Here is a 26,193-nt window from a genome sequence, read left to right on the forward strand (position 1 = left end):
TCAACTCTTGCGAGCCGGCGTCTTCTTCGCGGTTGCCTTCTTCGCAACGGTCTTCTTGGCGGCTGTCTTGGTTGCTGTCTTGGTTGCGGTCTTCTTGGCAGCCTTCTTGGCGGGTGCCTTCTTACGAGTCACTGGTCCGCGAGCACGACGATCGGCAAGTAGCTCCGACGCACGCGCATCGGTGATCGACTCGACTTCGTCGCCCTTGCGCAGGCTCGCATTGGTTTCACCGTCGGTGACGTACGGACCGAACCGGCCGTCCTTGATCACCATCGGTTTGTCTGTCGCAGAGTCGTTTCCGAGTTCACGCAGCGGCGGCGCAACAGAGGCTTGGCGCCCACGACGTTTGGGCTCGGAATAGATCTTCACGGCATCTTCGAGAGTGACCGTGAACATCTGCTCTTCGTTCTCGAGCGATCGAGAGTCGGTGCCGCGCTTGAGGTACGGACCGTACCGACCGTTCTGCGCAGTGATCTCCTCACCGCTCGTCGGGTCGGTACCGACGACGCGGGGCAGCGACAGCAGCCGCAAGGCGTCTTCGAGCGTCACTGTCGCGAGATCCATCGACTTGAGAAGTGAACCGGTACGGGGCTTTACGGCAGCAGCCTTCTTGGCCGCCGTCTTCTTGGCAGTCTTCTTCGCAGGCGCCGCGGCCGGATCCTCCTGCACAGGAGCAGGTTCTGGGAGGATCTCGGTGACGTACGGACCGAATCGTCCTTCCTTGGCAACGATTTCGTGTCCGGTAACCGGGTCGGGACCCAAGCGTCGACCCTCTTGCGGTGTCGCGAAAAGTTTTTCGGCGTACTCGACCGTCAGCTCGTCGGGCGGCAGGTCGTCGGGAAGATTCGCGCGCTGCGAGATCGGATCGCCGTCCGGATCGTCCGGATTCTTTACCGAGCGTTCGAGATACGGTCCGAAGCGGCCGACGCGGACGAAGACGTCGCGACCTTCCTCATCGGCGAACAGCTTGATCGAGTTGACCTCACGAGCATCGATCTCTTCGAGCCGCGACCCGACCATCGTTTTCAGACCGCCCGACCGTGCAACCGATCCTTCGGCGCCACTTTCGCCACCGAAGTAAAAGCTGGACAACCAGTTTCCGCGTTGTTCGAGTCCGCCTGCGATCTGGTCGAGGTCGTCTTCCATTGCGGCCGTGAAGTCGTAATCGACGAGACGGCCGAAATGGGCTTCCAACAAACCGATTACAGCAAATGCCACCCAGGCAGGCACGAGGGCACTGCCACGTTTGTAGACGTAACCGCGGTCGAGGATCGTTTTGATGATGGAGGCGTAGGTCGATGGACGGCCGATGCCCATCTCCTCGAGGATCTTGATCAGCGAGGCTTCGGTGTAGCGCGCGGGCGGGTTCGTCGTGTGACCGTCCGGATTGAGCTCGCTGGCAGTAACTTCCTGACCTTCGACGAGCACGGGCAACCGCGACTCGGCGTCGTCGGATTGACCGCCCGCTTCTTCGTCGACGCTCTCGACGTAGGCCTTGAGGAAGCCTGCGAAGGTGATCGTGCGGCCGGACGACGAGAACACACACGTCTCGCCGGTGCCCGCGACGCCCTCGATCTTCAGCGTCAACGTGGTGCCACGGGCATCGGCCATCTGCGACGCGACGGTCCGCTGCCAGATCAACTCGTAGAGCTTGAACTCGTCGGTGTCGAGCGAGGAGTGCAATTGGCCAGGCGTCGCGAAGACGTCACCGGCGGGGCGGATCGCCTCGTGTGCTTCCTGCGCGTTCTTGACCTTGCGCGTGTACTGCCGGGCCGTCGGGTGCACGTATTCCGGACCGTAGAGGTCCTCGGCCTGCGAGCGCGCGGCATTGATCGCGGACTCCGACAGCGTCGTCGAGTCGGTACGCATGTAGGTGATGTAGCCGTTTTCGTAGAGTCGCTGCGCGATCCGCATCGTGCGCTCCGAGGTGTAGCGGAGCTTGCGGCCCGCCTCCTGCTGCAGCGTCGACGTCATAAACGGCGGGTAGGGCTTGCGGGTGTACGGCTTCGATTCGGCCGAGGACACCGTGAGGTCGACACCGGCGAGCGCTTCGGCAAGGCGACGCGCATGCGACTCGTCGAGAACGGTGACACTGCTGGTCTTGAGTTTGCCGTCGGCTCCGAAATCACGACCGCTGGCAACCCTGGAACCGTCGACGGTGGCGAGTCGGGCACCGAACGTCCGCGGACTCGCTTCCGCGCCGGCGTCGAGCTTGGCCGAGATGTCCCAGTATTCGGCGGAACGGAACGCCATCCGCTCGCGTTCGCGCTGGACGATGACGCGCGTCGCAACCGACTGCACGCGACCGGCCGACAAGCGCGGCATAACTTTCTTCCACAGGACCGGGCTGACCTCGTAGCCATACAGACGATCGAGGATGCGGCGGGTCTCCTGGGCATCGACCAGGTCGTTGTCCAGCTCGCGCGTATCAGCTGCTGCCGCACGGATCGCCGCCTCGGTGATCTCGTGAAAGACCATCCGGCGAACGGGGACCTTGGGGTTCAACGTTTCGAGCAGGTGCCAGGCGATCGCTTCGCCTTCGCGGTCGGGGTCGGTTGCGAGATAGAGCTCGTCGGCGTCCTTGAGCAGGGCCTTGAGTTCGGTGACCTTCGACTTCTTGTCCGGGCTGACGACGTAGAGCGGCTGGAAATCGTGATCGACGTCGACGCCGAGGCGGGCCCACGACTCGCCCTTGTACTTGGCCGGCACGTCAGCGGCACCGCGCGGAAGGTCGCGAATATGGCCGACGGATGCCTCGACCGTGTACCCGCGTCCCAGATATGGGGCGATTTTCCGCGCCTTCGTCGGTGATTCGACGATGACGAGGCGACGCAGGTTCTGTCCTGCCCCGGGCGATGCCGCGGCCGTCCCTTTGTCCTTTGTTGCCACCTGCTGCCGTACCTTTCATCGATCTTCGCTGCTCACGAGCATGCACCACAGGCCATTGCCGACCCGTTATATATGCATCCAGCGAGTTACAGAGTTGCACACAGTATGCAAATACCTGCAGTTCTCCTCCACCTGCGGCCCGTCAGAAGGGGGGCCAGCCGACGTTCGGGTCGGCGTCGGGGGGTGCTTCGCCAATGTTTTCCGCGAGCCTGGTCAGTCGTCGTCGACCGGCAATACGCAGGCCCGGATTGGCACCTCTCGTACCGATCATAGTCGGCGCGATACCTGCACGAATGAGCGATTGTGCGAGCGGCGCATGCGTATCGGGCGCGCGGGGGTCGAGTGCAAGGACGAAGCGTTCGCCACCGTTTTCGCCGTGACCAGCGGCCAGAGCCCAGATCCGCAGTTCACGAGGACCAGGCACCCAGCCGCCCGGCGGCGACTTGATCGCACCGCGGGTCCACTGGGAGGCCAGCGGTGCCAGCGCAGGCACACTTGCGGTCCTGACCAGCGGATGTCCTTCCTCGGACACTCCGATTTCGGCGTCCAAACCGCATTGCTCGATCTGCGCGGCAACCGCCCTGGCCCGCCACTGCGCATCGACGACTACCGAGATGCGGGCATTTCCGTTCGCTGTAACTACCTGGCCGGGTCCAGCGAGCAGCCCGCTGAGATCCGTGACCGCGGGCGGCACGGATTCAGCAGAGAAGAAGGACAGCTGGACCACAACCGCGAGAGTAGGTCAGATCGTCGTGGCCGACATCGCGACACGGAACTTGGTCCCAGAAAGGTTTGTCCTATATATCCGCGCAATGTCGCACTTGGCCCCAGAACCGACTCGTCCCCCGGCACCGGACGGTGACGGGGGACGAGCTGGACGCGTCTAGTTGACCGAGCCCATGCGGATGTCTCGTTCGAAGTGAACGAATTCGATCAGACTGCGCGAACGCCGGTGGCCTGGGGACCCTTGGTGCCCTGACCGACCTCGAACTCGACGCGCTGATTCTCCTCGAGGGTGCGGAAGCCGCTGCCCTGAATCTCGGAGTAGTGAACGAAGACGTCTGCTGAGCCGTCCTCAGGTGCAATGAATCCGAAGCCTTTTTCGGCGTTGAACCATTTCACAGTGCCCTGTGCCATGCTGATCCTCTTCTGTCTAACCGGAATCGGCGGACAGCACTTACAGCCCGCCGGGCCCGTTCCGACCGCTGCGCTTCTGACCCCCTCAGGAAGCACAAAGCACACCGCTCGCAACTAGAGATCCTGCGAGCGCTTGCACATCGAAGAGCGTACGAACACAGAAGCTTGCGACCAGAAGTCAGTCAACCACGAGACCGCTAGGTTCGACAGTCGAGTTCGGCAACAATTCAAAAAAGTTGATCTTGTGAAAGCGCAGGTGAGGGGCTATGAGAGGCAAACATGAACCGCCGGTCTGTTTGCCGTCCGATAACCGGAATGCAGTTCGGCAGAGGAGCGAAGAGTGACCATCTCGTCCGGCGACGACAACGTGGCCGACGGCGCCCAACTCGGCTACGGCCGACAGTTGCTGAATCGTGTCTTGGCCGGAACACCCGCTGCCGACGACCCCCTCACCCACGTCGCCGATCTGCCCGCTCGAGCCGCGGCGACGACGCAATGGCCGACGTGGGCGTCGCGTGAGGTGATCGAAGCGCTGCGCGAAGCTGGCGTCAGCGAGCCGTGGACGCACCAGGTCGAGGCCGCGTCGATCGCCGCAAGCGGGCGCAACGTCGTCGTTTCGACCGGAACAGCGTCGGGAAAGTCGCTCGCCTACCAACTACCGATCCTCACGACGCTGGCGCAGGATCCGCTCGCCACCGCGCTGTATCTCGCTCCGACGAAAGCACTCGGTGCCGACCAACTCCGCGCGGTTCGCGAACTCACCGAGTCGACGGATGCCCTGTTCGGCGTCCGACCGATCGCGTACGACGGCGACACCCCGACCGAAGTCCGGCAATGGGCCCGCGAAAACGCGCGCTGGTTGTTCACCAACCCCGACATGCTGCACATCGGAATCCTCCGCGCGCACCCGCGGTGGTCCTTCTTCATGCGCAACCTGCGTTACGTCGTCGTCGACGAATGTCACCACTACCGAGGTGTGTTCGGCTCCAACGTCGCGCTCGTTCTTCGTCGCCTACGCCGCATCGCCGCTCGCTACGGCGCCGATCCCGTCTTCGTCCTCGCCAGCGCGACGACCTCCGACCCCGCTGCGGCCGCGACCCGGTTGGTCGGTGCGCCGTGCGTCGCGGTCACCGAGGACGGGTCACCGCACGGGCCGCGGACGGTCGCGTTGTGGGAGCCGCCGCTGCTGAAAGAGGTCACTGGCGAAAACGGTGCGCCCGTCCGGCGGTCCGCTGCCGGTGAGGCGTCCCGGATCATGGCCGACCTCCTTGTCGAGGGTGCGCGCACGCTGACCTTCGTCAGGTCACGCCGCGGCGCGGAACTCACCGCGCTCGGAACCCAACGGTTGCTCGCCGAAATCGATCCCGACCTCGTCTCCCGCGTCGCGGCCTATCGGGCGGGCTATCTGCCTGAGTATCGGCGCGAACTCGAAGCCGGCCTGGCCGACGGGACACTGCTCGGAGCGGCGACGACCAACGCGCTCGAACTCGGTGTGGATATCGCTGGTCTCGACGCGATCGTCGTCGCCGGCTTCCCTGGAACGGTCGCCTCGTTCTGGCAGCAAGCGGGTCGGTCGGGGCGCAGCGGTCAGGGGTCACTCGTGTTGCTCGTCGCGCGTGACGATCCGCTGGACACCTACCTCGTTCACCATCCGGCGGCGCTGCTCGACAAACCGGTCGAAGCGACCGTCACAGACCCGACCAACCCGTACGTGTTGGGTCCGCAGTTGTTGTGCGCCGCAATGGAATTACCGCTGACCGACGACGAGGTGCTCGCGCTCGGGGGATGGGATGTGCTGAGCGCACTCGCCGAGGATGGTTTGATCCGACGGCGCGCCCACGGCTGGTTCGTCGCAGGTGAGACCAATCCGCATGCGGCAGTGAGCATTCGCGGTGGTATCGGCGATCAGGTTGCCATCGTCGACGGCGAATCGGGCCGCATGCTCGGTACCTCGGATGCCGGACGAGCACCCGCGACCCTGCATCGCGGCGCGGTGTACATCCATCAGGGTGAGACCTTCGTCGTCGACGAACTCGATCTCGACGACGGAATCGCACTCGTCCACACCGAGGAACCCGAGTGGACGACATCGGCGCGAGAGGTCACCGACATCACCATCGACGAGGTGCTCACCGACGAGCAGTACGGCGAGGTCCGCGTCGCACTTGTTCGGGTGGAGGTGACCAATCAGGTTGTCGGCTATATGCGAAAGCTGTTGTCGGGCGAGGTCCTCGACCAGATCGAACTCGACATGCCCGCGCACACGCTCCACACCCGAGCTGTGATGTACACGGTCAAACCGGAATTGCTCGAACGCTCCGGCATCTCGCTGGACCGTTTTCCAGGCTCGCTGCACGCGGCCGAGCACGCGGCCATCGGGTTGCTGCCGTTGGTCGCAACATGCGATCGGTGGGATATCGGCGGTGTCTCCACCGCTTTGCACCAGGACACAGGACTACCGACTGTGTTCGTCTACGACGGCCATCAGGGCGGTGCGGGCTTCGCCGATCGCGGCCACAGCGAGATCGAGGTATGGCTGACTGCCACGCGCGACGCCATCGCATCGTGCGAATGCGGCGCGGGCTGCCCGTCGTGTGTGCAGTCTCCCAAGTGCGGCAACGGAAATCACCCGCTCGACAAGGACGGCGCTGTGCGGTTGCTCACCGCTGTGCTGGGTCAGCTGTCGACGTGAACATGTGGTCGGCGAGCAACGTCGGGCTCGGCACGGCGCAAAACCTCGCGCGTCACCGGCGCGACCTCGCCTTCGCCGACGAACAGGAATTTCAACAGATTCGTCACAGGGTTGCCCTCGGTCCACTCGAAGTACACGTGTGGCAACGTTTTCCATTCGTCGCGGATCTGCAGTAGCACTGCCGCAACGGTATTCGGAATGACTGCACCGTCGACCCGAAGAATGCGGTTCTCCCCTCCTGACACCCGCGAACGTGCAGATGAGCGCTGAACTCGGACGCGTCGACCACTTTGACTTCGAAGAAGATCACCGGCTCGGCGCCCGGGATCCGGCTGTCCTTGCGTTGGTGCGCCTCTTTGAGCCGGTATTCCTCCATGTCCAGACGGTAGGCGTCGTGGCAGACGATTCTAATCTGGCCGAATTCCGCTGCCTCGGTGAGCAATCGACACGCGGTGTCGTCGAACTGGACGTCGATCGCCCGCAGTTCGAACGACCGCAGAATCCGCGATGCAAACGAGGTGACCACGATCGCCAGGATGAACAGCATCGCGATCTGCAAGCCCTCGGGGCGTTCGAAGATATTCGCCACGGTCGTGTACAGGAACACCGCAGCAACGACACCGAATCCGATTGCTTTGCGAGACTCACCTTTTCGCGCCGCCGACAACGTCACGGCAACAGCTGCCGAGGTGATCAGCACGAGTACGCCAGTGGCGTAGGCAGCACCCTGGGCATCGACGCTGGCATCGAAGTACCAGGTGATACCGAAGGCGACAACCGCGAAGACAACCACAAGCGGGCGTACCGCCCGACCCCATTCCGGCGCCATACCGAAGCGAGGTAGGTAGCGCGGCACCAGATTGAGCAGACCGGCCATGGCCGACGCGCCCGCGAACCACAGAATCGCGATCGTGCTGACGTCGTAGACGGTGCCGAAGATCTCGCCCAAATGTTCGTGCGCGAGGTAGGCGAGCGCGCGCCCGTTCGCCGGACCACCGGCCTTGAAGTCGTCCTCGGGGATGAGGATCGTCGTGATGAAACTGGATGCGATCAGGAAGCTGCTCATGATCAACGCCGAGGTCAGCAGCAGGTTTCGAGCGCATCGAATTCGGCCGTGCGGTTCTTTTTCTGTGTCATCGGCGTCGCCCTCGATTTGTGGCATCACCGCGACACCGGTCTCGAAACCGGACAGTCCCAGTGCGAGTTTCGGGAACACGAGCAGCGAGATCCCGATCATCATCCAGATGCTGCCGTGTTCGGTTGTCATCGCCGACGTCCAGTCGGTGATCAGGCGCTCAGCCGTGAACACCTCGTACAGGCCGACGATCACAACAACAAGATTCAGCGCAAGGAACACCGCAACCAGCGTGACCGCGATGCCGATCGCTTCCGTGAACCCCTTCAGGAACACCGCCGCAAGCAGTGCGAGGGGGGATCAGCGTGATGATCATGTTCTTGTCATGAAAAGAATCGGGCGCGAACGGGTTCTCGATGAGGTGCGCCGCGCCATCGGCGGCGGACAAGGTCATGGTGATGATGAAGTCGGTCGCGGCAAAACCGAGCAGCACCAGGACGAAGATCTTGCCGCGCCACTTCGGCAGCAGCTTCGCCAACATCGCAATCGAGCCTTCGCCGTGTGGACTCTCCCGCGCGACGCGACGATAGACCGGAAGCGCGCCGAATAAGGTGAGGGCCACCAGCACGATCGTTGCCATCGGGGAAAGGACTCCGGCAGCAAGTGCCGCGATACCCGGCTGATAGCCGAGGGTGGAGAAGTAGTCGACGCCGGTCAGGCACATCACCTTCCACCACGGGTGCTTCTGCTCCTCCTTGTCCACCTTCCGATACGGACCCTGATGGCTGGCGGGCTGCTCGGTGATGTCGGCCAGGAACCACCCGCGAAGGCGAGTTTTCGCCGTGCCCCTGATGCCCCCATACCCGCAGTGCTCATGCGACGAATACTGCCACCGCTGGCGAAATCCGCACGGCAACTCCGGCGATGAGATTCGAGGGTGATGGTCGGTAGCTGGGTTCGCCAGTCACTCCTCGTCCACCGGACCCGCCCGTGCGATTGCCTGCACCTCCTTCGCCCCGAACCTCGGCAATGCGACATCAGCCGTCACCGTGACGACCGCATCCCAACCGTCGACTCGGCATTCCCGCACGGCCGCCGACATCCGGGACGCGATCGGCTCTGCAGCCGCGCACGCGGCGTCGGCTCCCTTCTCGATCGATCCCGCCACAGCGAGTGCTGCTAGGTCGGCAGCGGACTGGGCTCTGTGACGAACCGCAACCAACGACCCGACCTGGACGATCAGCACCGTGACCACAATCAGTCCCAGCATTACAAAACATGCGAAAACTGTTGCGGCACCACGCTCGTCGCGAAACCTGTCAGTCATCGGCATCAGGCTCGACCGCAGCAACAGCCTCCGCCGTGATGTCGAGCATCGGCAGCAGTGGCGTACTCGCCCGCACAGTCGCGACGATGTGATCACCGTCGTCCCGAACGCTGACGTCGGCTCCGTCCGGTGCAACCCGCGCCGCTGTGGACACGGCGTTGTCTCGGTCGCCTCGCGCAGCCAAACGCGCCGCCTCACGTGCCGCGTCGACACATCTGATGTGCATCGACACGGCAAGCACCGCGCCGATGCACATCACGACAACCAGCACGATCGCCGCAATGGCGATTGCGGCTTCGACTGTGACAGCACCTCTTTCGTCCGCGATGAGGCGATGACACCTGACTACACGGACGTGCTGAGCGCCTTGTCGATGATCCGCGTCAATGCGTTGACGATGCTGTCGCCGGTGACCACCGTGTACAAAACGGCACCGAACGCTGCTGCCGCGATGGTTCCGATCGCATACTCGGCGGTCGACATGCCGTCCTCCGCTGTCACCGCAAGTAGCAATCGTGCCTGCATCTCCTGATACGCCGACCTCAACATTCGATTCCCCTCCCTCGTTCTCCGACACGGTGATTCCGCATCGATGTCCACTGCGCGGTGTGCTCACAGCAATCCCCCGTCGAGCACCTTGGTCGCCAGTCCGATCACGACCGGGACTATTCCCAGACAGATGAACGCAGGCAGAAAGCACAACCCAAGGGGTCCGCTGATCAACACACCCGCTCGCTCGGCTTTCGCCGCTGCGGCGTCTTCGGTCTCGATTCGCCGAGCGATCGCCAACTCGGTCATTGCAGCGGCAAGTGACGAACCCGAACGCGCTGACCTCCGCGCCATCCGGGCGAGCGATTCGATCGCCGGATCCGCGGCAGCATCAGCCCACGCTGTCGCCGGTTCGGCACCGAGCGTGAGCAACTCCGACGCACGACGCAGGGCGAACGACAGCTGCGCTGGAGCGGTATTCGCGACTGCCGCAGCCGCAGTGGCCATGGGAAGTCCGGCACGAAGGCATGCTGCGAGCAGATCGAATGTCGTTGCTACGGAATGTAAATCGACGTCTCGCACGGTCGACGGCGGCACTTCCCGCCCGACATCGCCGCCGAGCTCGCGCAATCGAACGTGAGCGGACGCCCGAGCCGGAAGGACAAGCAAGGCGCAGGCAACGAGCGTCAGCGGCACGATCACGCGACGACCTTGCTGGTGATCGCATCGGTCCACAGCAATCCGGCGCAGGCGAATGCGGTGCCGACCACGAGCAGTACTCCCCCGGTACCGCCGCCGAGCAGAACCTTCAGCGGAGCGGCGCCCATCAGCTGACCGAGCAATATGCCGAGGATCGGAAGCCCTGCCAGGACAGTGCCGGTCGCCCGAGCACCGGCGAGACTGGCTTCGGTTCGACTCCGAAACCGTAAGCGTCCCAGCAGATCCGTGCGCGCCGCAGTGAGCAGCTCCGCGAGCGCGAGGCCGTGTGTCTCGGCAACTCGCCAGGCTTGCCCGATGCGCCCCAGCTCTGCGGCGATCGTCGCGTCGGCGGCCTCGATCCCGTCCGCTCCCGACCCGCCGAGACGACTCCGCGCTGCCGCCACCGCAAGCACCTCGGCGACCACACCGGTACATTCCGCTGCTGCTGCCTCTGCAGCTGCGGACGGATGCGCACCGATCTTCAGTTCACCGATCACGATATCGATGCCGTCCAACAACTTTCGCCGCTCTACCTGCATCTGTTCGTCCCGCGACGCAAAGGCGCGTCTGCGACGGAACAACAAAACGACCATCGCCGCCGCAAGCAGTCCGTGGACTCCGCCGACGAGAAATGCTGGCACACAGACCGATCCGACGAGAATCTCCGGTCTCGGCAGACTGCGCCGCACTCCGGCACTTCCGAACACAGTGTCGAGTCGGCGCTTCCGGGACTCCGTCGGCGCAACGACGAGCGCTGCTGCAACGCAGACCAACGCCATCGTCATAGCTCGGACCGCCTGTTCAACAACGCCGTCAAAGCACCAGCGGCCGGCGCATCGGTGTCGGGCCGCCAGGCCGGCTCGATGCTGACGAAACCGTTGGCGGCCTGTTGCACCAAGCCGATCTCGACGAGGCGTCGCGACCCATCGGCCCTGCGATGCACGTGGAGGACAACCTGAACCGCGGCTGCCAATTGACTGTGCAACGCAGCGCGATCCATTCCGCCGAGGGCAGCGAGCGCTTCCAACCGCGCGGGTACTTCTTCGGGTGAGTTGGCGTGGACCGTACCTGCGCCACCGTCGTGACCGGTGTTGAGCGCAGTGAGCAGATCGACGACTTCCGCGCCACGAACTTCACCGACGACTATTCGGTCGGGCCGCATCCGAAGTGCCTGCCGCACGAGATCGCGGACCGTCACCTCGCCCACGCCCTCGATGTTCGGGGCCCGCGCGACCAGTCGAACGACGTGCGGATGCTGCGGTGCCAGTTCTGCCGCGTCTTCGACACACACGATCCGCTCACCGTGATCGACCTGCGCGAGAAGGGCGGCTAGCAGCGTAGTTTTTCCCGCCCCCGTTCCGCCGACGACAAGGAAGGCCAGACGAGCCGAGACGATCCGCAGCAGCAGTTCGTGAGCCTCGGGAGGTATCGCGCCCGAGCGAACCAAGGCAGCCAGGCCCTGTGTCGCGGGACGTAGGACCCGCAGCGAAAGGCAGGTTCCCCCATGGGCGATCGGCGCGAGGACCGCGTGCAGACGCACTCCGAAGTCCGTATTTCCGACGCCTGGCAGTCGACCGTCGACCCACGGCTGTGCGTCGTCGAGACGTCGACCTGCCGACAGAGCGAGCCGTTGCGCAAGTCGTCTCACCGCAGCGTCGTCGGCAAACGTGACGTCGGACCGTTGCAACCCGCGTCCGCGGTCGACCCACACCGCATCCGGTCCGGTCACGAGCACGTCGGCGGTAGCCGGGTCGGCGAGCAGTGGGTCGAGTGGACCGACGCCGGTGAGCTCGGTCTGCAGTAGTCGCAGGGTGGCAAGCATGTCCGAATCGCCGAGCACGCCACCCGCTTCGGCACGAATCGCGGCCGCGACCGTTGCCGGCGTCGGGTCGGTCGAACTCTGGGACAACCGATCCCGAACTCGGTCGAGCAACTGGTTCGTCGCCACCGCGGTCACGCCGCCCACCGAGTTCTCGGTCGATCACCGAGTGTGGCGAAGACGGATTCGGCGGCACGGCGTAGCGGACTGCGCCGACCGAGTTCGAGTCCGCCGCGCTCCACGAGGTCTGCGAGGCGGGGTTCTGGTCGGATAGCGGCAAGCAGCGGGAGGCCGAGCGCCTCGGCAATGTCGGTACCGCGGAGTCCGCCAGGTGCCGGCCCTCGCACGACGACACCGAGATTGGCGTTTCGCTCGGACACCATTCGCGCCGTCGCCTCGGCCGCCGCACTTGCTCGCAACTCGGCGGGGACAACCAGGACGACCAGATCGGCGCCTTCGAGGAAGGTGTCCGTCGCGGGTGTCGCTCGCCTGGCAACGTCCGCAACGACAAGGTTGCCCGCGCTGCGACCCGCGTCGAGGACGGCGGCGACCGCAGCTGCACTCGGGTCGCGCGCCGTTTGACCGCGTGCGCACGACAGCACCGACACACACGGTGAGGCGGCGGGCAACGCGTTGCGCAACGCGTCTGCCGACACCCGACCTCCTTCGATCGACAGCGACGGCCAACGCAGACCCGCGACGTTCTCGATGCCGAGCAGCAGATCGATGCCACCGCCGAAGCTGTCGCCGTCGACGAGCATCGCATGCGACCGAAACTTCGTCGACTCGACGGACAAGGCAAGCGCCGCAGCGAAAGTCGATGCGCCGGCACCGCCGCGACCGCCGACAACCGCAACGACGAAACCGTCGCCCGACCCCACCTCCGGCCGTGCGCCGAGCACTCCGACCAGCAGGGACTCCTGGCGCGGCAGCCCGACAACGTATTCGGCACCGATAGCGGCCGCACGTTGCCAGTCCGTCAGTTCGGGTTCGCCATCGGTGACAAGGACAACTCCGCGCCGACGCGGTAGCTCGTCGTCCGACACAACGCGCGCCGCATCTGCGTCGAGTACGACGGTCGGTGCTCGTACCCACAGCCGCCGGGTGAGGACGCCGGCAACCTCGTCGAGTGCGACATCTGCCGCTGCGGCGACGCGTCGCACGTCTTCACGCAGTTTCTCGTCGCGGACCACCATCAACGCCCCTGTACGGGTGCGGTCGTCGCGGTCGGTTTCCTGCCGGTCGGTGTTCATGTCGACAACACTCACGCACGTTCGACGACCGCAACAGAGGGTCTTTCGCGATTGTGGATAACTTCGCCCATGTGGATAACTTTTGGTACGGCGGTGCCAGAGTATGAAACCGAAGCGAAGGGTCCCTCGACAACGCTCAACGGCGGTAGGGGTGCACTCACGCCTTCGGGATCGCAACGAACCGACCCGTAAACAGAGGACGACCCTCGCCAGGGGGGGAGGAGGCGAGGGTCGTCGGGTTCAGCCCCGGGGGGTCGGGCTGAACGCGCCTGGAACAAGTCCAGGTACCGGCAATACTACACCTGAGGGTGCCGGATATCGCAAGTCAAAGTTTGAACGAGTTCGTTCCTACGACGCGCTACACCAAACGCGATGCGACCCGCCGATTGCTCGTGCATATCCTTGTACCGTGACGGCACAGAGTTCAGCAGAGACCGCGACGAAGCGAATCGCGGCCTTCTTCGATCTGGACAAAACAATCATCGCGAAGTCGAGCACTTTCGCATTCAGTAAGCCCTTCTTCGACCAGGGGCTACTCAATCGACGGGCGGTACTCAAGAGCAGCTATGCGCACTTCCTGTTCCTGCTGTCCGGCGCCGATCACGACCAAATGGAGCGTATGCGAGCACATTTGGTGAAGATGAGTACGGGATGGGACGTAGCTCAGGTCAAGTCGATAGTCGCGGAGACCCTGCACGATGTCGTCGATCCGCTGATCTTCGCCGAGGCCGCCGACCTCATTGCTGACCACAAGATCCGCGGCCACGACATCGTTGTCGTATCTGCATCCGGTGAAGAAGTCGTCGGCCCGATCGCGGAGGCGCTCGGCGCAGATTTCACGGCCGCCACACAATTGGCGGTCGAGGACGGCAAATACACCGGCGAGGTCGAGTTCTATTGCTACGGCGAGGGCAAGGTCCAAGCAATCGAACAACTGGCCGAACAAGAAAACTACGATCTCGCCCGATGCTTCGCCTATTCGGATTCGTTGACCGATCTGCCGATGCTGCAAGCCGTCGGACACCCGACCGCGGTCAACCCCGATCGGGGCCTCCGCAAGGAAGCGGCGTCTCGAGGCTGGCCGATTCTCACGTTCTCCAACCCGGTCTCGCTTCGTGCCCGATTCCAAGCCCCGTCGTCGACGACTGTCGCTGCGACAGCGGCCGTCGGCCTGAGCGCGCTGGCCGCCGGTGCGATCACGTACGGCCTTCTACGCCGTCGCCGCTGACGACACGCCCAAAACCCTCGATCAGAACTTCCTCTTGATGTGAGCGGAGTCACAGAGTACAAAGGAGATACGGAAGAACGGAAGGCCAAGGTCGAGCCGGAAGAGAAGGACCGACCTCCCGACCGCGATTCCCAGCACGGAGATCAGGCACCCACGCGGAGCGCGCCGCGACAAGGGCAGAAGCGTTGTGGGCCTGCGTGATTCGGGTCTTTGCTGGCGAAAACCCTGCACGGGTTGCGGGGATTAACCAACGAAGGTCGGATTGACGCCGAGGCCAACCACACAACCCACCTAGCACGCTTGGTAACCGGATATTCCGTGCTAGCGGGCGGCGAAGTCGTTAACGACATCGCCGCCCGCTTTTACGTATATACAAGCGCTGCAAAGCATTTCGTTGAAAAGTCAGCTACTCATCGCTTCGGCGATCGACGTCGCCTCGCGCGCCCCTGCCTCTAATGCGCTGCAGCACAAGATCACCCAATCCCCGACGCCCTTCGGTTCACCTGTCGCGAAGGCATCGATCGCATCACGATAATGAGCCTCCCGACGCATCCAGGTGACCTCCGGAACGCCGAGATTGTGCGGATCGAGACCGCTTGCCACCGAAACGAGTCGCGACGCCGCGCGTGCAACGACGCCGTCCGCAGTTCCGAAGGGACGCAAAGAGAGCAATTCGCCGTGCACGACGGCAGCGATGACAGGCGCAGGGGCGGAACTTCCCACCACCACATCCGCCAACATGGCTAACCGATCCGCAACGCCGCCGCCATCTCGTGGCCGGCCGAGCAGATCCTGATCCTCGACCAGGTCGGCGCCCGCGAGGAGATGCAGTCGAGCCAATGCTTGCAGCGGTGCGCGTTGCCACACCCCGACGAGGATCGGCAACGAGTCGCCGTCGAGCGCCTGACCGACGCGCAACGCACCGGCAAGGATTGGGTCGCCCGGCTCACCTTCGGACGGCAATTCGGTCGACCCACCGTCGAGCACCGACGACGATCTCGCGGCCCGCACCGCAGCCTCGGCCGCGGTCGTCGGCCAGCCACGTCTGTTGGTCTTGTGGCGGTGCACCTCGGCGAGTGCATCGCGCGCCAGGTCGGCGGCGGCGCGCACGCCCGGAAGCTCGGCGAGTGGTTGCAAGGGGTCCGGCACTCCGGTGACGTTACTGAGGTCGCTCGGACCTACCCCGACGTGCCCCTGGCGAAGGCCACTGTCAGGACCCGACCAACAGCTCGCGCCCGGGAATCGCAGCCAGCAGTTTTCGGGTGTATTCCTGGGCCGGATTGTCGAACACCTCGACAGTGCTTGCCGCCTCGACAACCTTGCCGTTGCTCATCACGACGACATTGTCCGCAATCTGCCGCACCACCGCGAGGTCATGGGTGATGAACAGATAGGACAATCCCAGTTCCGCCTGCAGGTCGTTGAGCAGCTTCAAGATCTGTGCCTGCACAAGCACATCGAGCGCCGACACCGCCTCGTCGCACACAACAAGTTCGGGTTGCAACGCCAACGCCCGCGCGATCGCGACCCGCTGGCGCTGACCACCGGACAACTCGTTCGGATACCGCTTCAGCACCGACGACGGAAGCGAGACCTTTTCCAGCAGATCGCGAACCACACCTTCACGCTCTTTGGTGCTTCCGATCTTGTGGGTCCGCAACGGTTCCTCGATGGTTCGGTAGATCGAGTACATCGGATCGAGTGAGCCGTAAGGGTTCTGGAAGATCGGCTGCACCTTGCGGCGGAAGGCGAACTGCTCCGACCTGCTCAGCTTCGCGACGTCGGCGCCCTCGAACTCGACCGTCCCGGAGGTCGGCTCCAGCAAACCCAGAACCATCTGTGCCACTGTCGATTTACCGGAACCCGATTCGCCGACGATTGCCGTCGTCGTGCCACGTCGCACAGCGAACGACACGTCATCGACGGCAACGAGTTCACTCGACTTCCACGGCGCGCTACCTCGGATGCTGAACTTCTTGGTCAGCTGCGACGCGACGACGACGTTGGCATCCTCGACGGTAGCGACCTGAGTCGCGACCTCGATAGCCTGCGCTCGAATCTCTTTGCGCGCCAGCACCGACGACAACCGTTGCGACGCGAGCGACGGCGCCGAGTTCACCAACTTCTTCGTGTAGAGATGCTGCGGATCCCGCAGGATGTCCACTGCGGGACCCGATTCGACGATCCGACCGCGATACATGACGACGAGGTACTCGGCTCGTTCGGCGGCGAGCCCCAGATCGTGGGTGATCAGGAGTACCGCGGTGCCGAGTTCACGCGTCAACCCGTCGAGATGATCGAGTATCTGGCGCTGAACCGTCACATCGAGAGCGGACGTCGGTTCGTCGGCGATCAACAGCTTCGGTCGGCACGACAGACCGATGGCGATAAGCGCGCGCTGCCGCATGCCTCCCGAGAACTCGTGCGGGTACTGGTTGACTCGACGCTGTGCGTCGTTCATCCCCGCCTCGGTGAGCAACTCGACCGCACGACGTTTAGCGGCCTTTCCTTTCGCAATGCCGTTCGCTCGCAACGTCTCCGCGATCTGGAATCCGACCTTCCACACCGGATTGAGATTCGACATCGGATCCTGTGGAACCAATCCGATACCCGTGCCGCGCACTGCGACAATCTCTTTCGCCGACGCAGCGGCCAGATCCTTGCCCTCGAACAAAATTTGTCCCGACGTCACCTTGCCGGTGCCGGGCAGCAGGTTGATGATCGAATGGGCAGTCGTCGACTTGCCGGACCCCGATTCACCGACGATCGCCACCGTCTGGCCCGGATACACGGTCAGGTCGACGTTGCGGACTGCCGGCACCTCTTTGCCACCCGAGGTGAACGAGACGCTGAGATCCTTGATTTCGAGCAGCGGTTGCATATCGTCGGACATCATCGCTTCCTCGCTTTCGGGTCGAGCGCGTCACGCACAGCGTCGCCGAGCATGATGAAGCTGAGCACGGTGATCGCCAAAGCCGTTGCGGGATAGAACAAGATCGGTGACGACCTGATCTCCTTCTGACTCGACGCGATATCGCCGCCCCACGACACCACGGTCCGCGGTAGGCCGACGCCGAGGTAGGACAACGTTGCTTCGGTGACGATGAAGACGCCGAGCCAGATCGTCGTCACGACGATCAACGGTCCGGCAGCATTGGGTAACACATGCCTGATCAGTGTCCGTAATCGCGAGACACCCAACGCTTTTGCGGCAAGCACGTAGTCGCTGCCCTTCGCCTCGATCACCGCGCCACGTGCTATTCGGGCAGCCTGCGGCCAGGTGAACGCGGCCAGAATCAAGACGACCGTCCAGATGGTCCGCGAATCGAGCAACTGCATGAGCACGATCGCGGCCAGCATCAGCGGCAACGCGTACACAACTTCTGCGACGCGCGAGACGATCGAATCCAGCAGTCCCCCATAGAATCCCGCGAGAGCCCCAAGGGTGCCGCCGACGAGCACGAACAACAACGTCGCGCAGACACCCGCCGTGACAGACGCCCGCGCCCCGTACACGGTGCGGGCGTAGATATCGCAGCCCTGCCTGTCGTAGCCGAAGATATGGCCCGCACTGCCGCGATCCATGCTGAAATCACCGTTGCAGTAACGGGGATCCTGATCGGTGAAGAGTCCGGGAAAGATCGCGACAGTGAGGACGAACAGAATCAGCACCGTCGCGATGACGAACAGCGGATTCCTACGCAACTGCCGCCACGCGTCGCCCCACATGCTCGTCGGCGATTCCGATTCGTCGACAACGTCGGTCCCGAGTACCTCTACCTCGTCCTCCGGTGCGACGAAATGATCTTGGCCACTTCGCTTCTTGCTGACATCAGACATAACGAATCCTCGGATCGAGCACGGCGTAGAGCAGGTCTACGAGCAGATTCGAAATCAGGAAGATGACGATCAGGACCGTCACGAACGAGACGACGGTCGGGGGTTCGCCACGGACGATCGCTTGGAACAACGTTCCACCGACACCTGGAATGTTGAAGATGCCCTCCGTGACGATCGCGCCGCCCATCAATGCTCCGAGGTCGGCTCCGAGGAACGTCACGACGGGGATCATCGAGTTTCGCAGAATGTGCACGACCACAACCCGCGGGCGGGAAAGTCCTTTCGCCGTCGCGGTTCGGACGTAGTCGGCGGACATGTTCTCCGCCACCGAATTTCGCGTCAGCCGCAATACGTAGGCGAACGAAAGCGACCCGAGAACGAACGCAGGAACGAGTAGCTCCGTGAACGTCGCATTCCCCGTCACCGTCACCGGTGCGATGCCCCACTTCACGCCGAGCAGGAACTGGGCGAGGAAGCCGACGACGAAGATCGGGACGGCGATGATGACGAGACTGACGACCAGCAACGTCGAGTCGAAGAACTTGCCCTTCCGCAGTCCCGCGATCAGCCCGAAGACGACGCCGAAACCGCCCTCGATCACAACCGCCATCAGGGCCAGTTTGAGCGTGATCGGGAAAGCACGAGCCAACTCGTCGCGGACCGGCCTACCGGAGAACGCGGTACCGAAGTCGAAGGTGACTATCCCCTTCAGATATTGCAGGTACTGCACGATGAACGGCTGATCGAGGTGGTAGCGCGCTCGCAGTTGCGCCTCGACAGCGGGCGACATCGGTTTGTCCCCGGCAAGTGCGGCGATCGGATCGCCGGGAATGAGAAACACCATCGCGTAGATCAGCAGAGTCGCTCCCAGAAACACCGGGATCATCTGCAAAAGGCGTCGAACGACGTACCAGGCCACAGAGGCCCTCCCTCCGGAAGGGCTCGTGAGTCCTTTCGGTGGTCAGAACCACCGAAAAGACTCACGAGCGGCGAAGCCGCCTATTTCTCGATGTTCTCGAAATCGAACAGACCGTTCCACGCCAGCGGGGCCGTGCTCACCTTGTCCGACCGACCAGCGGCCGCGCCGTAGTCGAACACCGGAATGTCGGCCATGTCCTTCAGCAGCAGTGCCTGCGCCTGCGCAACGATCTTGTACGACTCCTCCGGTGTCGGCGCCGCGAGTGCTGCGTTGAGCAGGCGATCGAATTCGGGGTTGTTGTAGTCGACATTGTTCGTATCCGAGAAGCTGAAGTACTGCGACGTCAAGAACTGCAGCATCGACGGATAGTCACCCTGCCAGCCGTAGCGGAAGGCCTTGTTGATCGTCTTGGCGTTCACGTCGTCACGAACCTGTTTGAACGTCGGGTAGCTGACGCCGGATGCATCGATGCCGAGCGTGTTCTTGATGCTGTTCGCGACTGCTTCGATCCACGCCTGATGATCACCGTCGGCGTTGTAGGCGATCTCGTACTTGCCGGTCCACGGCGAGATCGCGTCGGCCTGCGCCCACAACTTCTTCGCCTCCTCCGGGTTGAAGTCCAGCACTTCCGAACCCGGCAGGTTCCCGTCGTAACCCGGCAGCGTCGACGCCGTGAAGTCTCTTGCGGGCGTACGGGTTCCGTAGAAGATGTTCTCGGAAATCTGCTCTCGGTTGATCGCCATCGAGAGTGCTTTACGACGCAGCAGACCTTCCTCACCGCCGAAGTGCGGTGTTGAGGTCTGGATACCGATGTGTGCATTCTGCGCGGTCGGCTCGGTGATCGCTCGATCGCCGAGATCCTGCTTGTAGGAGCCGAGGGCGCTACCCGGAATCGTATCCAGGGCATCGAGATTGCCAGCTTGCAGATCGGCGTAGGCAACGTCGAAGTTCTGGTACATCACGAACCGCAGGCCCTTGTTCTTCGCTGGCCGCCCACCCTTGTAGGTCTCGTTGGGCACCAGGTCGATCTTGACGTTGTGCTCCCAGGCGCCGTCGCCTGCGAACTTGTAGGGACCGTTGCCGATCGGATTCTCACCGAAGGCCTTCATGTCCTTGAACGCAACTTCCGGCAGCGGGTAGAACGGTGCGTAGCCGAGGCTGATTTCGAAGTCGATCGATGGCTCGGTGAGTTCCACGGTGAACGTCTGGTCGTCGACGACCTTCAGACCCGACATCGTTTGCGCCGTCGGCGGATCGACCGACACATCGGCGAAACCTACGATGGGAGTGAAGACGTAACTCTGCAACTGTGCGTTGGTGGACAGTGCGCCGTAGTTCCACGCGTCGACGAAAGACTTTGCGGTGACCGGTGTTCCGTCCGTGAACGTCCAATCCGGTTTGATCTTGATCGTGTAGTTCTTCTTGTCCGGTGAGGTGATCGACTCGGCCATCTCGTCGAACACCTCGCCCTTGGCGTCGTAGCGTCGCAGCCCGGCGTACAGCCGATCGACGACGCGGCCGCCCTGGTTCTCGTTCGTGTTCGTCGGAACGAGGGGGTTCTGTGGTTCCCCAGCGTTGACGGTTACGAAGTCGCTGTCGCCGGAACTGTCGGACGAACAGCCCGCCAACCCGATTCCACTCGCAACCACAAGTGCCGCCACGATCGCGGTAGTTCTTTTCAGCCTCAACTCGAGCTCCCCACTGCTAGTCGGTCGATGAGAAATGCCTGCTTGCACGTATCGAGAACGTGCCAAGCGAATGCGTGGGACCTTAGCCATTCGAACGGGTTTTGTCAGTGCAATGCCCTCTCCGAGCACCAGCGGATCCACGTGACGCCAGAGGTATCGACGGCAAGGGGATGAACTAATGTCGGGCGAGAGTGGCTTACGTTCACCGATGCACGGAAAGAGGCAGCGAGAATGACTGGTACACCCGCACAGGATGCCTACGCGCCCAGCGACGAATTCGTCGCGGCAGCCAATGCCGGACCGGAACTCGCCGAAGCCGCCGAAGCGGATCGACTCGCCTTCTGGGGTGAACAAGCAGCACGGTTGCATTGGCACGAACCGTGGACGGAGGTCCTCGACTGGACCGGTGCACCGGTCGCACGGTGGTTTGTGGGCGGCAAGCTGAACGTCGCGTACAACTGCGTCGACCGGCACGTGATCGACGGCCACGGCGACCAGGTTGCGATCCACTGGGAAGGTGAGCCCGGCGACAGTCTCGATCTCACCTACTCCGAGCTTCTTGCCGAAGTGTCCAAGGCCGCAAACTATTTCACCGAAATCGGTTTGACAGCAGGCGACCGCGTCGCCATCTACATGCCGATGATTCCCGAAGCGATCGTGTCGATGCTGGCCTGCGCGCGCCTCGGATTGACGCACTCGGTCGTCTTCGCAGGCTTCTCCCCAACGGCGCTGCGCCAGCGTGTCGACGACGCCGAAGCGCGGCTCGTCATCACGACCGACGGCCAATGGCGACGCGGTAAATCCGCACCGTTGAAGGAAGCTGTCGACGAAGCGTTGTACGCCAACGGCGATGTGCCGCACTCGGTCGAGCACGTTCTGGTCGTTCGACGCACCGGCGTCGAGGTGCCGTGGACCGAGGACCGCGATGTGTGGTGGCACGAGACCGTCGCGAATGCATCACCCGAGCACGAGGCGCAACCCTTCGACGCGGAGCAACCGCTGTTCATTCTCTACACCTCGGGCACGACCGGTAAACCGAAGGGCATCGTCCACACCTCGGGCGGTTACCTGACCCAGACGTCGTACACCCACCACTACGTCTTCGACCACAAGCCGGGCAAAGACGTCTACTGGTGCACCGCCGACATCGGCTGGGTCACCGGCCACAGCTACATCGTCTACGGACCGCTGTCCAACCGCGTCACCCAGGTCGTCTACGAGGGCACACCCAACTCCCCCGACGAGCACCGACACTGGAACATCGTCGAAAAGTACGGTGTCTCAATCTATTACACGGCACCGACATTGGTCCGCACGTTTATGAAGTGGGGCCGCCAGATCCCGCAGGCACACGACCTGTCCTCGATCCGCCTACTCGGCTCGGTCGGCGAACCCATCAACCCCGAGGCCTGGCGCTGGTACCGCGAAGTGATCGGCGGCAACAAAGCACCCATCGTCGACACCTGGTGGCAGACCGAAACCGGCGCGATCATGATCTCGCCCCTGCCCGGAGTGACAGCGACGAAACCCGGCGCAGCCATGGGGACGCTGCCCGGCATCTCGGCAAAAATCGTCGACGAAAACGGCAACGACGTCACGCTCGGCGAGAAGGAAGCCAACGGCTACCTCGTGTTGGATCAGCCGTGGCCGTCGATGCTGCGCGGCATCTGGGGCGACCCCGAGCGCTACAAGGCGACCTACTGGGAGCGCTACGCCGAGCAGGGCTGGTACTTCGCAGGCGACGGAGCGCGTTACGACGAGGACGGCGCACTGTGGGTGCTCGGCCGCGTCGACGACGTCATGAACATATCCGGGCACCGCATCTCGACGGCGGAGGTCGAGTCCGCACTCGTCGGGCACCACAGCGTCGCAGAAGCGGCTGTCGTCGGTGCCAACGACGAGACCACCGGCCAGGGCATCGTCGCGTTCGTGATCCTGAAGGGCAGCGCGGAAAACACCGGCGACGCTTTGATCGACGAACTCAAAGCGGAGGTGTCTCGTTCGATCAGCCCTATTGCGAAGCCTCGCGAGATCCACATCGTTCCGGAACTACCGAAGACACGAAGCGGCAAGATCATGCGTCGACTACTCCGAGACGTGGCGGAAGGCCGCGAACTCGGCGACACCTCGACCCTCGTCGATCCGAAGGTGTTCGAGGACATCAAGTCTCGCTGACGCACCGCCGAACGCCTCTCGAAAATCAACGTCTGACCTGCACGATCAGGACGGCAGCACCGCCTCTTGTTAGAGTGATCGCGGAGCGCCGGGAAGTCTGGTCGGCATCGATCGAACGACCCCATTCGACGAAGTCGAGCCTGAGAGGCCACCGTGATCCAGCCGCTACGCTCCGAGCTCACCCGCTACCTACGCGCCGAAACTGTCGGTGGCGCAATACTTCTCGTCGCTGCGGCAGTCGCCTTGATCTGGGCCAACTCGCCGGTCGGCGAGAGCTATTTCAGCGTCCGCGACACCGTCGTCGGCATCTCCGCACTGCATCTCGAGCTGTCCATCGGTGCCTGGGCACAGGACGGGTTGCTAGCCGTCTTCTTCTTCGTCGCCGGACTCGAACTCAAACGCGAACTGGTCGTCGGCGAACTTGCCGACCGAAAGAAGGCGCTGCTGCCGATCATTGCGGCGGGCGGCGGTGTCGTCGTACCGGCGGCGATTGCGTTTGCCATCGGGTTCGGCGCACCCGGCATGGACCGCGGGTGGGCCATCCCCGTCGCAACCGATATCGCGTTCGCTCTCGCCGTCCTCGCCATGACGGGCTCACGAATTCCTACCGGCGCCCGGGTGTTCCTGCTGAGCCTCGCCGTCGTCGACGATCTTCTCGCCATCGGGCTGATTGCGATTCTGTTCACCGCGTCGATCGCCATGCTGTGGCTGTGCGCATCGGCATTGACTTTCGCCGGCTACGCCTACGCACAGCATCGGCGCATCACGACCCCGTTCCTCTACGTCCCGCTCGCATTGTTCGCCTGGTACGCCGTGCACGAGTCCGGCATCCACGCGACCATTGCCGGCGTCGCACTCGGCCTGCTGACGCGTGTGCGCAAGGACCGCGGCGAAGCGGAGGCACCGGCAACGCGGCTCGAGCATCGCATCCAACCTTTCTCAGCAGGCTTCTGCGTCCCGGTCTTCGCACTGTTCGCTTCAGGAGTACCCCTGAACAGCGACGTTCTCGGCGAACTGTTCACCAACCGCGTCTCGCTCGCCGTGATCGCTGGTCTGCTCATCGGTAAGACGATCGGAATCTTCGGCATCAGCTGGCTCGCGATCCGCACCGGCATCGCGACCCGCCCCGCGAACCTCTTCAACAGGGACATGTTCGCCCTCTCGGTACTCGGCGCGATCGGATTCACCGTCAGCCTCCTTGTTGCCGAACTCGCGATGGCAGACGTCGGTGACGGCACGAGTCTCGAAATCGCGAAAGCCGCCGTCCTGATCACGTCTTTGGCCGCATCACTCATGGGATCGGCGCTACTGTTGCGACGCGGCCGCGTCCACCAAGCGCGCCGCGATGACGAGCGCGGCGGTGTGTTGGAATAAGACGCGAACGAGACGGGTATGCGCAGCTATGCGAAGCAGCACATGCCGAGTACCGAACGACCGAGCAACCGGAGGGGTCGACAAGTGAGCTTCACCAAGAGCAGCAACGGCAGGGACAGTGCAGGCCGCCACGCTGCACCGACGACTATCACGGCGATCCCGCTGTCCGACGTGGACGTACCCGGGTCGGCGAGCGTCGGCAGTCTCGTCAAAGAAGCGACGACTCAGGTGTCGACGCTGGTTCGAGCCGAAGTCGAACTCGCCAAGGCCGAGGTCACAGGCGAGATCAAGAAGGGCCTCGTCGGCAGCGTCTTCTTCATCCTTGCGCTGACCGTGTTGCTGTTCAGCTCGTTTTTCTTCTTCTTCTTCCTTGCCGAACTGCTCGACTGGCTGTGGTTCGAACGGTGGCTCGCATTCCTGATCGTGTTCCTGCTGATGATCGTCGCGGTGGTGTTGCTCGCGTTGCTCGGCTATCTACGGGTCCGCAAGATCCGAGCGCCGGAGAAGACAATCAGTTCGCTCAAGGAAGCAAAGTCGGTCCTGCCCGGCGGCGCGAACGACGGCTTCGACGGCCGCCACGCCAGCGGAGCACTCGGCCGCTAGTGGTCACGCAAGCCCGCTTGCACTCACGCAAGCTCGACTGAACGCCGCCGTGGAACAGCCCGACCCCTCCACCGTCAGATTCGACGGTCCGTGGACCCATCGTGACATCCATGCCAACGGCATCCGCTTTCATGTCGCCGAAGCCGGACCGAGCTCGACGGACGCACCGCTCATCGTCATGCTGCACGGCTTCGGCGACTTCTGGTGGTCGTGGCGGCACCAACTGACAGGCCTCGCCGAAGCAGGCTTCCGCACCGTTGCCGTCGACCTACGTGGCTACGGCGACAGCGACAAACCTCCGCGTGGCTACGACGGCTGGACTCTCGCAGGCGACATCGCCGGACTCGTCCGCGCGCTCGGTCATACGGATGCGACCTTGCTGGGGCACGCAGACGGCGGACTCGTCTGCTGGGCGACCGCCGTACTCCATCCTCGCGTCGTCAAATCGATCGCCCTCGTCAGCTCACCGCATCCGATCGCCCTCAAGCGCGGCGTACTGCGCGACTCTCCCCAGCGGTCGGCGTGGCTGCCCAAGTTTCTGAAATACCAGGTGCCGCTACTCCCTGAGCGGAGCCTCACTCGCGACGGTGGTTTCGAGGTCGAACGTCTCCTGCGCACACGGTCGGGTCCGGCGTATCCACGCACCGCCGAGTTCACCGATGCTGCTCGCAAGATGCGGTCCGCGATCAGGATTCCAGGCGTCGCCCATTCCGCGCTGGAATATCAGCGCTGGGCATTCCGAAGCCAATGGCGAACGGACGGACGACGATTCATGGCGATCATGGACAAGCAGATCAACATCCCGGTACTGCAGATCCACGGCGATCTCGACCCGTACATCCTCGTCAACACACTCGCGCGTTGCACGAGGTGGGCACCGCGGCGTGAACTTCGCACCATCGGATCGGCCGGCCACTTCGTCCACCAGGAGCGACCCGATCAGGTGACTGCCGAAATCGTCCGGTTCGCTACGTAGCCGCTCAGCG

The 26,193-nt window shown here is 63.4% G+C and carries 21 protein-coding genes and 1 pseudogene; 6 read left to right on the top strand and 16 right to left on the bottom strand.

Translation table 11 applies throughout. The features are described from left to right. From topA to ACHIRB_RS22780, 3 genes are all read right to left on the bottom strand, one after another. Complete coding sequence (topA, locus tag ACHIRB_RS22770) at positions 1-2,889, bottom strand: type I DNA topoisomerase (protein ID WP_395115184.1); 2,889 nt, start codon at positions 2,887-2,889, stop codon at positions 1-3. A 142-nt stretch (positions 2,890-3,031) separates the two neighbouring features. After that, positions 3,032-3,616, bottom strand: a complete 585-nt coding sequence (locus tag ACHIRB_RS22775) for a hypothetical protein (protein ID WP_199704896.1) — start codon at positions 3,614-3,616, stop codon at positions 3,032-3,034. Between the two features lie 206 nt (positions 3,617-3,822). Next, a complete protein-coding gene (locus tag ACHIRB_RS22780) occupies positions 3,823-4,026 on the bottom strand; it encodes a cold-shock protein (RefSeq protein ID WP_005248460.1) in 204 nt (67 codons plus the stop codon). 346 nt (positions 4,027-4,372) lie between these two features. Here ACHIRB_RS22780 and ACHIRB_RS22785 point away from each other — a divergent pair, with 346 nt between their 5' ends. Continuing rightward, positions 4,373-6,718, top strand: coding sequence for a DEAD/DEAH box helicase (locus ACHIRB_RS22785; protein ID WP_395123526.1), 2,346 nt, complete (start codon positions 4,373-4,375; stop codon positions 6,716-6,718). Here the strand turns inward: ACHIRB_RS22785 and ACHIRB_RS22790 are convergent. The 8 genes and pseudogenes from ACHIRB_RS22790 to ssd all read right to left on the bottom strand — a co-directional run bounded on the left by ACHIRB_RS22790 (position 6,703) and on the right by ssd (position 13,380). After that, positions 6,703-8,517, bottom strand: a pseudogene (locus ACHIRB_RS22790) (APC family permease). The gene ACHIRB_RS22785 and the pseudogene ACHIRB_RS22790 overlap by 16 nt on opposite strands. A gap of 240 nt (positions 8,518-8,757) precedes the next feature. Continuing rightward, entirely contained in the window at positions 8,758-9,120 is a 363-nt protein-coding gene (locus ACHIRB_RS22795; protein ID WP_395123456.1) for an Rv3654c family TadE-like protein, read from the bottom strand. Next, entirely contained in the window at positions 9,113-9,448 is a 336-nt protein-coding gene (locus ACHIRB_RS22800; protein ID WP_395123525.1) for a TadE family type IV pilus minor pilin, read from the bottom strand. The genes ACHIRB_RS22795 and ACHIRB_RS22800 overlap by 8 nt, the downstream gene beginning before the upstream one ends. Positions 9,449-9,465: 17 nt before the next feature. Beyond that, positions 9,466-9,669 (bottom strand): DUF4244 domain-containing protein, encoded by a 204-nt coding sequence (locus ACHIRB_RS22805; RefSeq protein ID WP_395123455.1) that lies wholly within the window; start codon positions 9,667-9,669, stop codon positions 9,466-9,468. A 63-nt stretch (positions 9,670-9,732) separates the two neighbouring features. After that, a complete protein-coding gene (locus ACHIRB_RS22810) occupies positions 9,733-10,311 on the bottom strand; it encodes a type II secretion system F family protein (RefSeq protein ID WP_395123454.1) in 579 nt (192 codons plus the stop codon). Then, entirely contained in the window at positions 10,308-11,093 is a 786-nt protein-coding gene (locus ACHIRB_RS22815; protein WP_395123453.1) for a type II secretion system F family protein, read from the bottom strand. Before ACHIRB_RS22815 ends, ACHIRB_RS22810 begins: the two co-directional genes overlap by 4 nt. After that, entirely contained in the window at positions 11,090-12,265 is a 1,176-nt protein-coding gene (locus tag ACHIRB_RS22820; RefSeq protein WP_395123452.1) for a TadA family conjugal transfer-associated ATPase, read from the bottom strand. Before ACHIRB_RS22820 ends, ACHIRB_RS22815 begins: the two co-directional genes overlap by 4 nt. Beyond that, complete coding sequence (gene ssd, locus ACHIRB_RS22825) at positions 12,262-13,380, bottom strand: septum site-determining protein Ssd (RefSeq protein ID WP_395123451.1); 1,119 nt, start codon at positions 13,378-13,380, stop codon at positions 12,262-12,264. The genes ACHIRB_RS22820 and ssd overlap by 4 nt, the downstream gene beginning before the upstream one ends. Before the next feature lie 409 nt (positions 13,381-13,789). Here ssd and ACHIRB_RS22830 point away from each other — a divergent pair, with 409 nt between their 5' ends. Further along, on the top strand, positions 13,790-14,608 hold the full coding sequence (locus ACHIRB_RS22830; RefSeq protein WP_307829661.1) for an HAD family hydrolase: 819 nt from the start codon (positions 13,790-13,792) through the stop codon (positions 14,606-14,608). Positions 14,609-15,010: 402 nt separating this feature from the next. Here ACHIRB_RS22830 and ACHIRB_RS22835 read toward each other — a convergent pair whose 3' ends face one another. The 5 genes from ACHIRB_RS22835 to ACHIRB_RS22855 form a co-directional block, all read right to left on the bottom strand. After that, positions 15,011-15,757: a Fic family protein gene (locus tag ACHIRB_RS22835; protein ID WP_395115193.1), complete on the bottom strand. Its 747-nt coding sequence runs from the start codon at positions 15,755-15,757 to the stop codon at positions 15,011-15,013. A gap of 61 nt (positions 15,758-15,818) precedes the next feature. Beyond that, positions 15,819-17,501, bottom strand: coding sequence for a dipeptide ABC transporter ATP-binding protein (locus tag ACHIRB_RS22840; protein ID WP_395127778.1), 1,683 nt, complete (start codon positions 17,499-17,501; stop codon positions 15,819-15,821). Then, the gene (locus ACHIRB_RS22845) at positions 17,501-18,448 is read right to left on the bottom strand and encodes an ABC transporter permease (RefSeq protein ID WP_395123449.1); all 948 of its coding nucleotides are present in this window, start codon (positions 18,446-18,448) and stop codon (positions 17,501-17,503) included. Before ACHIRB_RS22845 ends, ACHIRB_RS22840 begins: the two co-directional genes overlap by 1 nt. Further along, positions 18,441-19,367, bottom strand: a complete 927-nt coding sequence (locus ACHIRB_RS22850; protein WP_199704884.1) for an ABC transporter permease — start codon at positions 19,365-19,367, stop codon at positions 18,441-18,443. Before ACHIRB_RS22850 ends, ACHIRB_RS22845 begins: the two co-directional genes overlap by 8 nt. A gap of 80 nt (positions 19,368-19,447) precedes the next feature. Continuing rightward, complete coding sequence (locus tag ACHIRB_RS22855; RefSeq protein ID WP_395123524.1) at positions 19,448-21,049, bottom strand: peptide ABC transporter substrate-binding protein; 1,602 nt, start codon at positions 21,047-21,049, stop codon at positions 19,448-19,450. 237 nt (positions 21,050-21,286) lie between these two features. On the opposite strand from ACHIRB_RS22855, the gene acs reads away from it, so the two are divergent. The 4 genes from acs to ACHIRB_RS22875 all read left to right on the top strand — a co-directional run bounded on the left by acs (position 21,287) and on the right by ACHIRB_RS22875 (position 26,183). Beyond that, positions 21,287-23,230: an acetate--CoA ligase gene (gene acs / locus ACHIRB_RS22860; protein WP_395123447.1), complete on the top strand. Its 1,944-nt coding sequence runs from the start codon at positions 21,287-21,289 to the stop codon at positions 23,228-23,230. Between the two features lie 153 nt (positions 23,231-23,383). Beyond that, a complete protein-coding gene (gene nhaA, locus ACHIRB_RS22865; protein ID WP_395127780.1) occupies positions 23,384-24,604 on the top strand; it encodes a Na+/H+ antiporter NhaA in 1,221 nt (406 codons plus the stop codon). A 42-nt stretch (positions 24,605-24,646) separates the two neighbouring features. Beyond that, complete coding sequence (locus tag ACHIRB_RS22870; RefSeq protein ID WP_395115275.1) at positions 24,647-25,207, top strand: phage holin family protein; 561 nt, start codon at positions 24,647-24,649, stop codon at positions 25,205-25,207. 49 nt (positions 25,208-25,256) lie between these two features. Beyond that, positions 25,257-26,183, top strand: a complete 927-nt coding sequence (locus tag ACHIRB_RS22875) for an alpha/beta fold hydrolase (protein ID WP_395115197.1) — start codon at positions 25,257-25,259, stop codon at positions 26,181-26,183. Positions 26,184-26,193 lie beyond the last annotated feature (10 nt).

It is taken from the genome of Antrihabitans spumae, assembly GCF_043944905.1.
Lineage (GTDB): Bacteria > Actinomycetota > Actinomycetes > Mycobacteriales > Mycobacteriaceae > Antrihabitans > Antrihabitans spumae.

Excerpts from the sequence above, each read along its gene's own strand:
- ACHIRB_RS22840 (WP_395127778.1), bottom strand. The coding sequence starts at position 17,501 with ATGTCCGACGATATGCAACCGCTGCTCGAAATCAAGGATCTCAGCGTC.
- ACHIRB_RS22795 (WP_395123456.1), bottom strand. The coding sequence starts at position 9,120 with ATGACTGACAGGTTTCGCGACGAGCGTGGTGCCGCAACAGTTTTCGCA.
- ACHIRB_RS22845 (WP_395123449.1), bottom strand. The coding sequence starts at position 18,448 with ATGTCTGATGTCAGCAAGAAGCGAAGTGGCCAAGATCATTTCGTCGCA.
- ACHIRB_RS22780 (WP_005248460.1), bottom strand. The coding sequence starts at position 4,026 with ATGGCACAGGGCACTGTGAAATGGTTCAACGCCGAAAAAGGCTTCGGA.
- ACHIRB_RS22805 (WP_395123455.1), bottom strand. The coding sequence starts at position 9,669 with ATGTTGAGGTCGGCGTATCAGGAGATGCAGGCACGATTGCTACTTGCG.
- ACHIRB_RS22815 (WP_395123453.1), bottom strand. The coding sequence starts at position 11,093 with ATGACGATGGCGTTGGTCTGCGTTGCAGCAGCGCTCGTCGTTGCGCCG.
- ssd (WP_395123451.1), bottom strand. The coding sequence starts at position 13,380 with ATGAACACCGACCGGCAGGAAACCGACCGCGACGACCGCACCCGTACA.
- ACHIRB_RS22870 (WP_395115275.1), top strand. The coding sequence starts at position 24,647 with ATGCCGAGTACCGAACGACCGAGCAACCGGAGGGGTCGACAAGTGAGC.
- acs (WP_395123447.1), top strand. The coding sequence starts at position 21,287 with ATGACTGGTACACCCGCACAGGATGCCTACGCGCCCAGCGACGAATTC.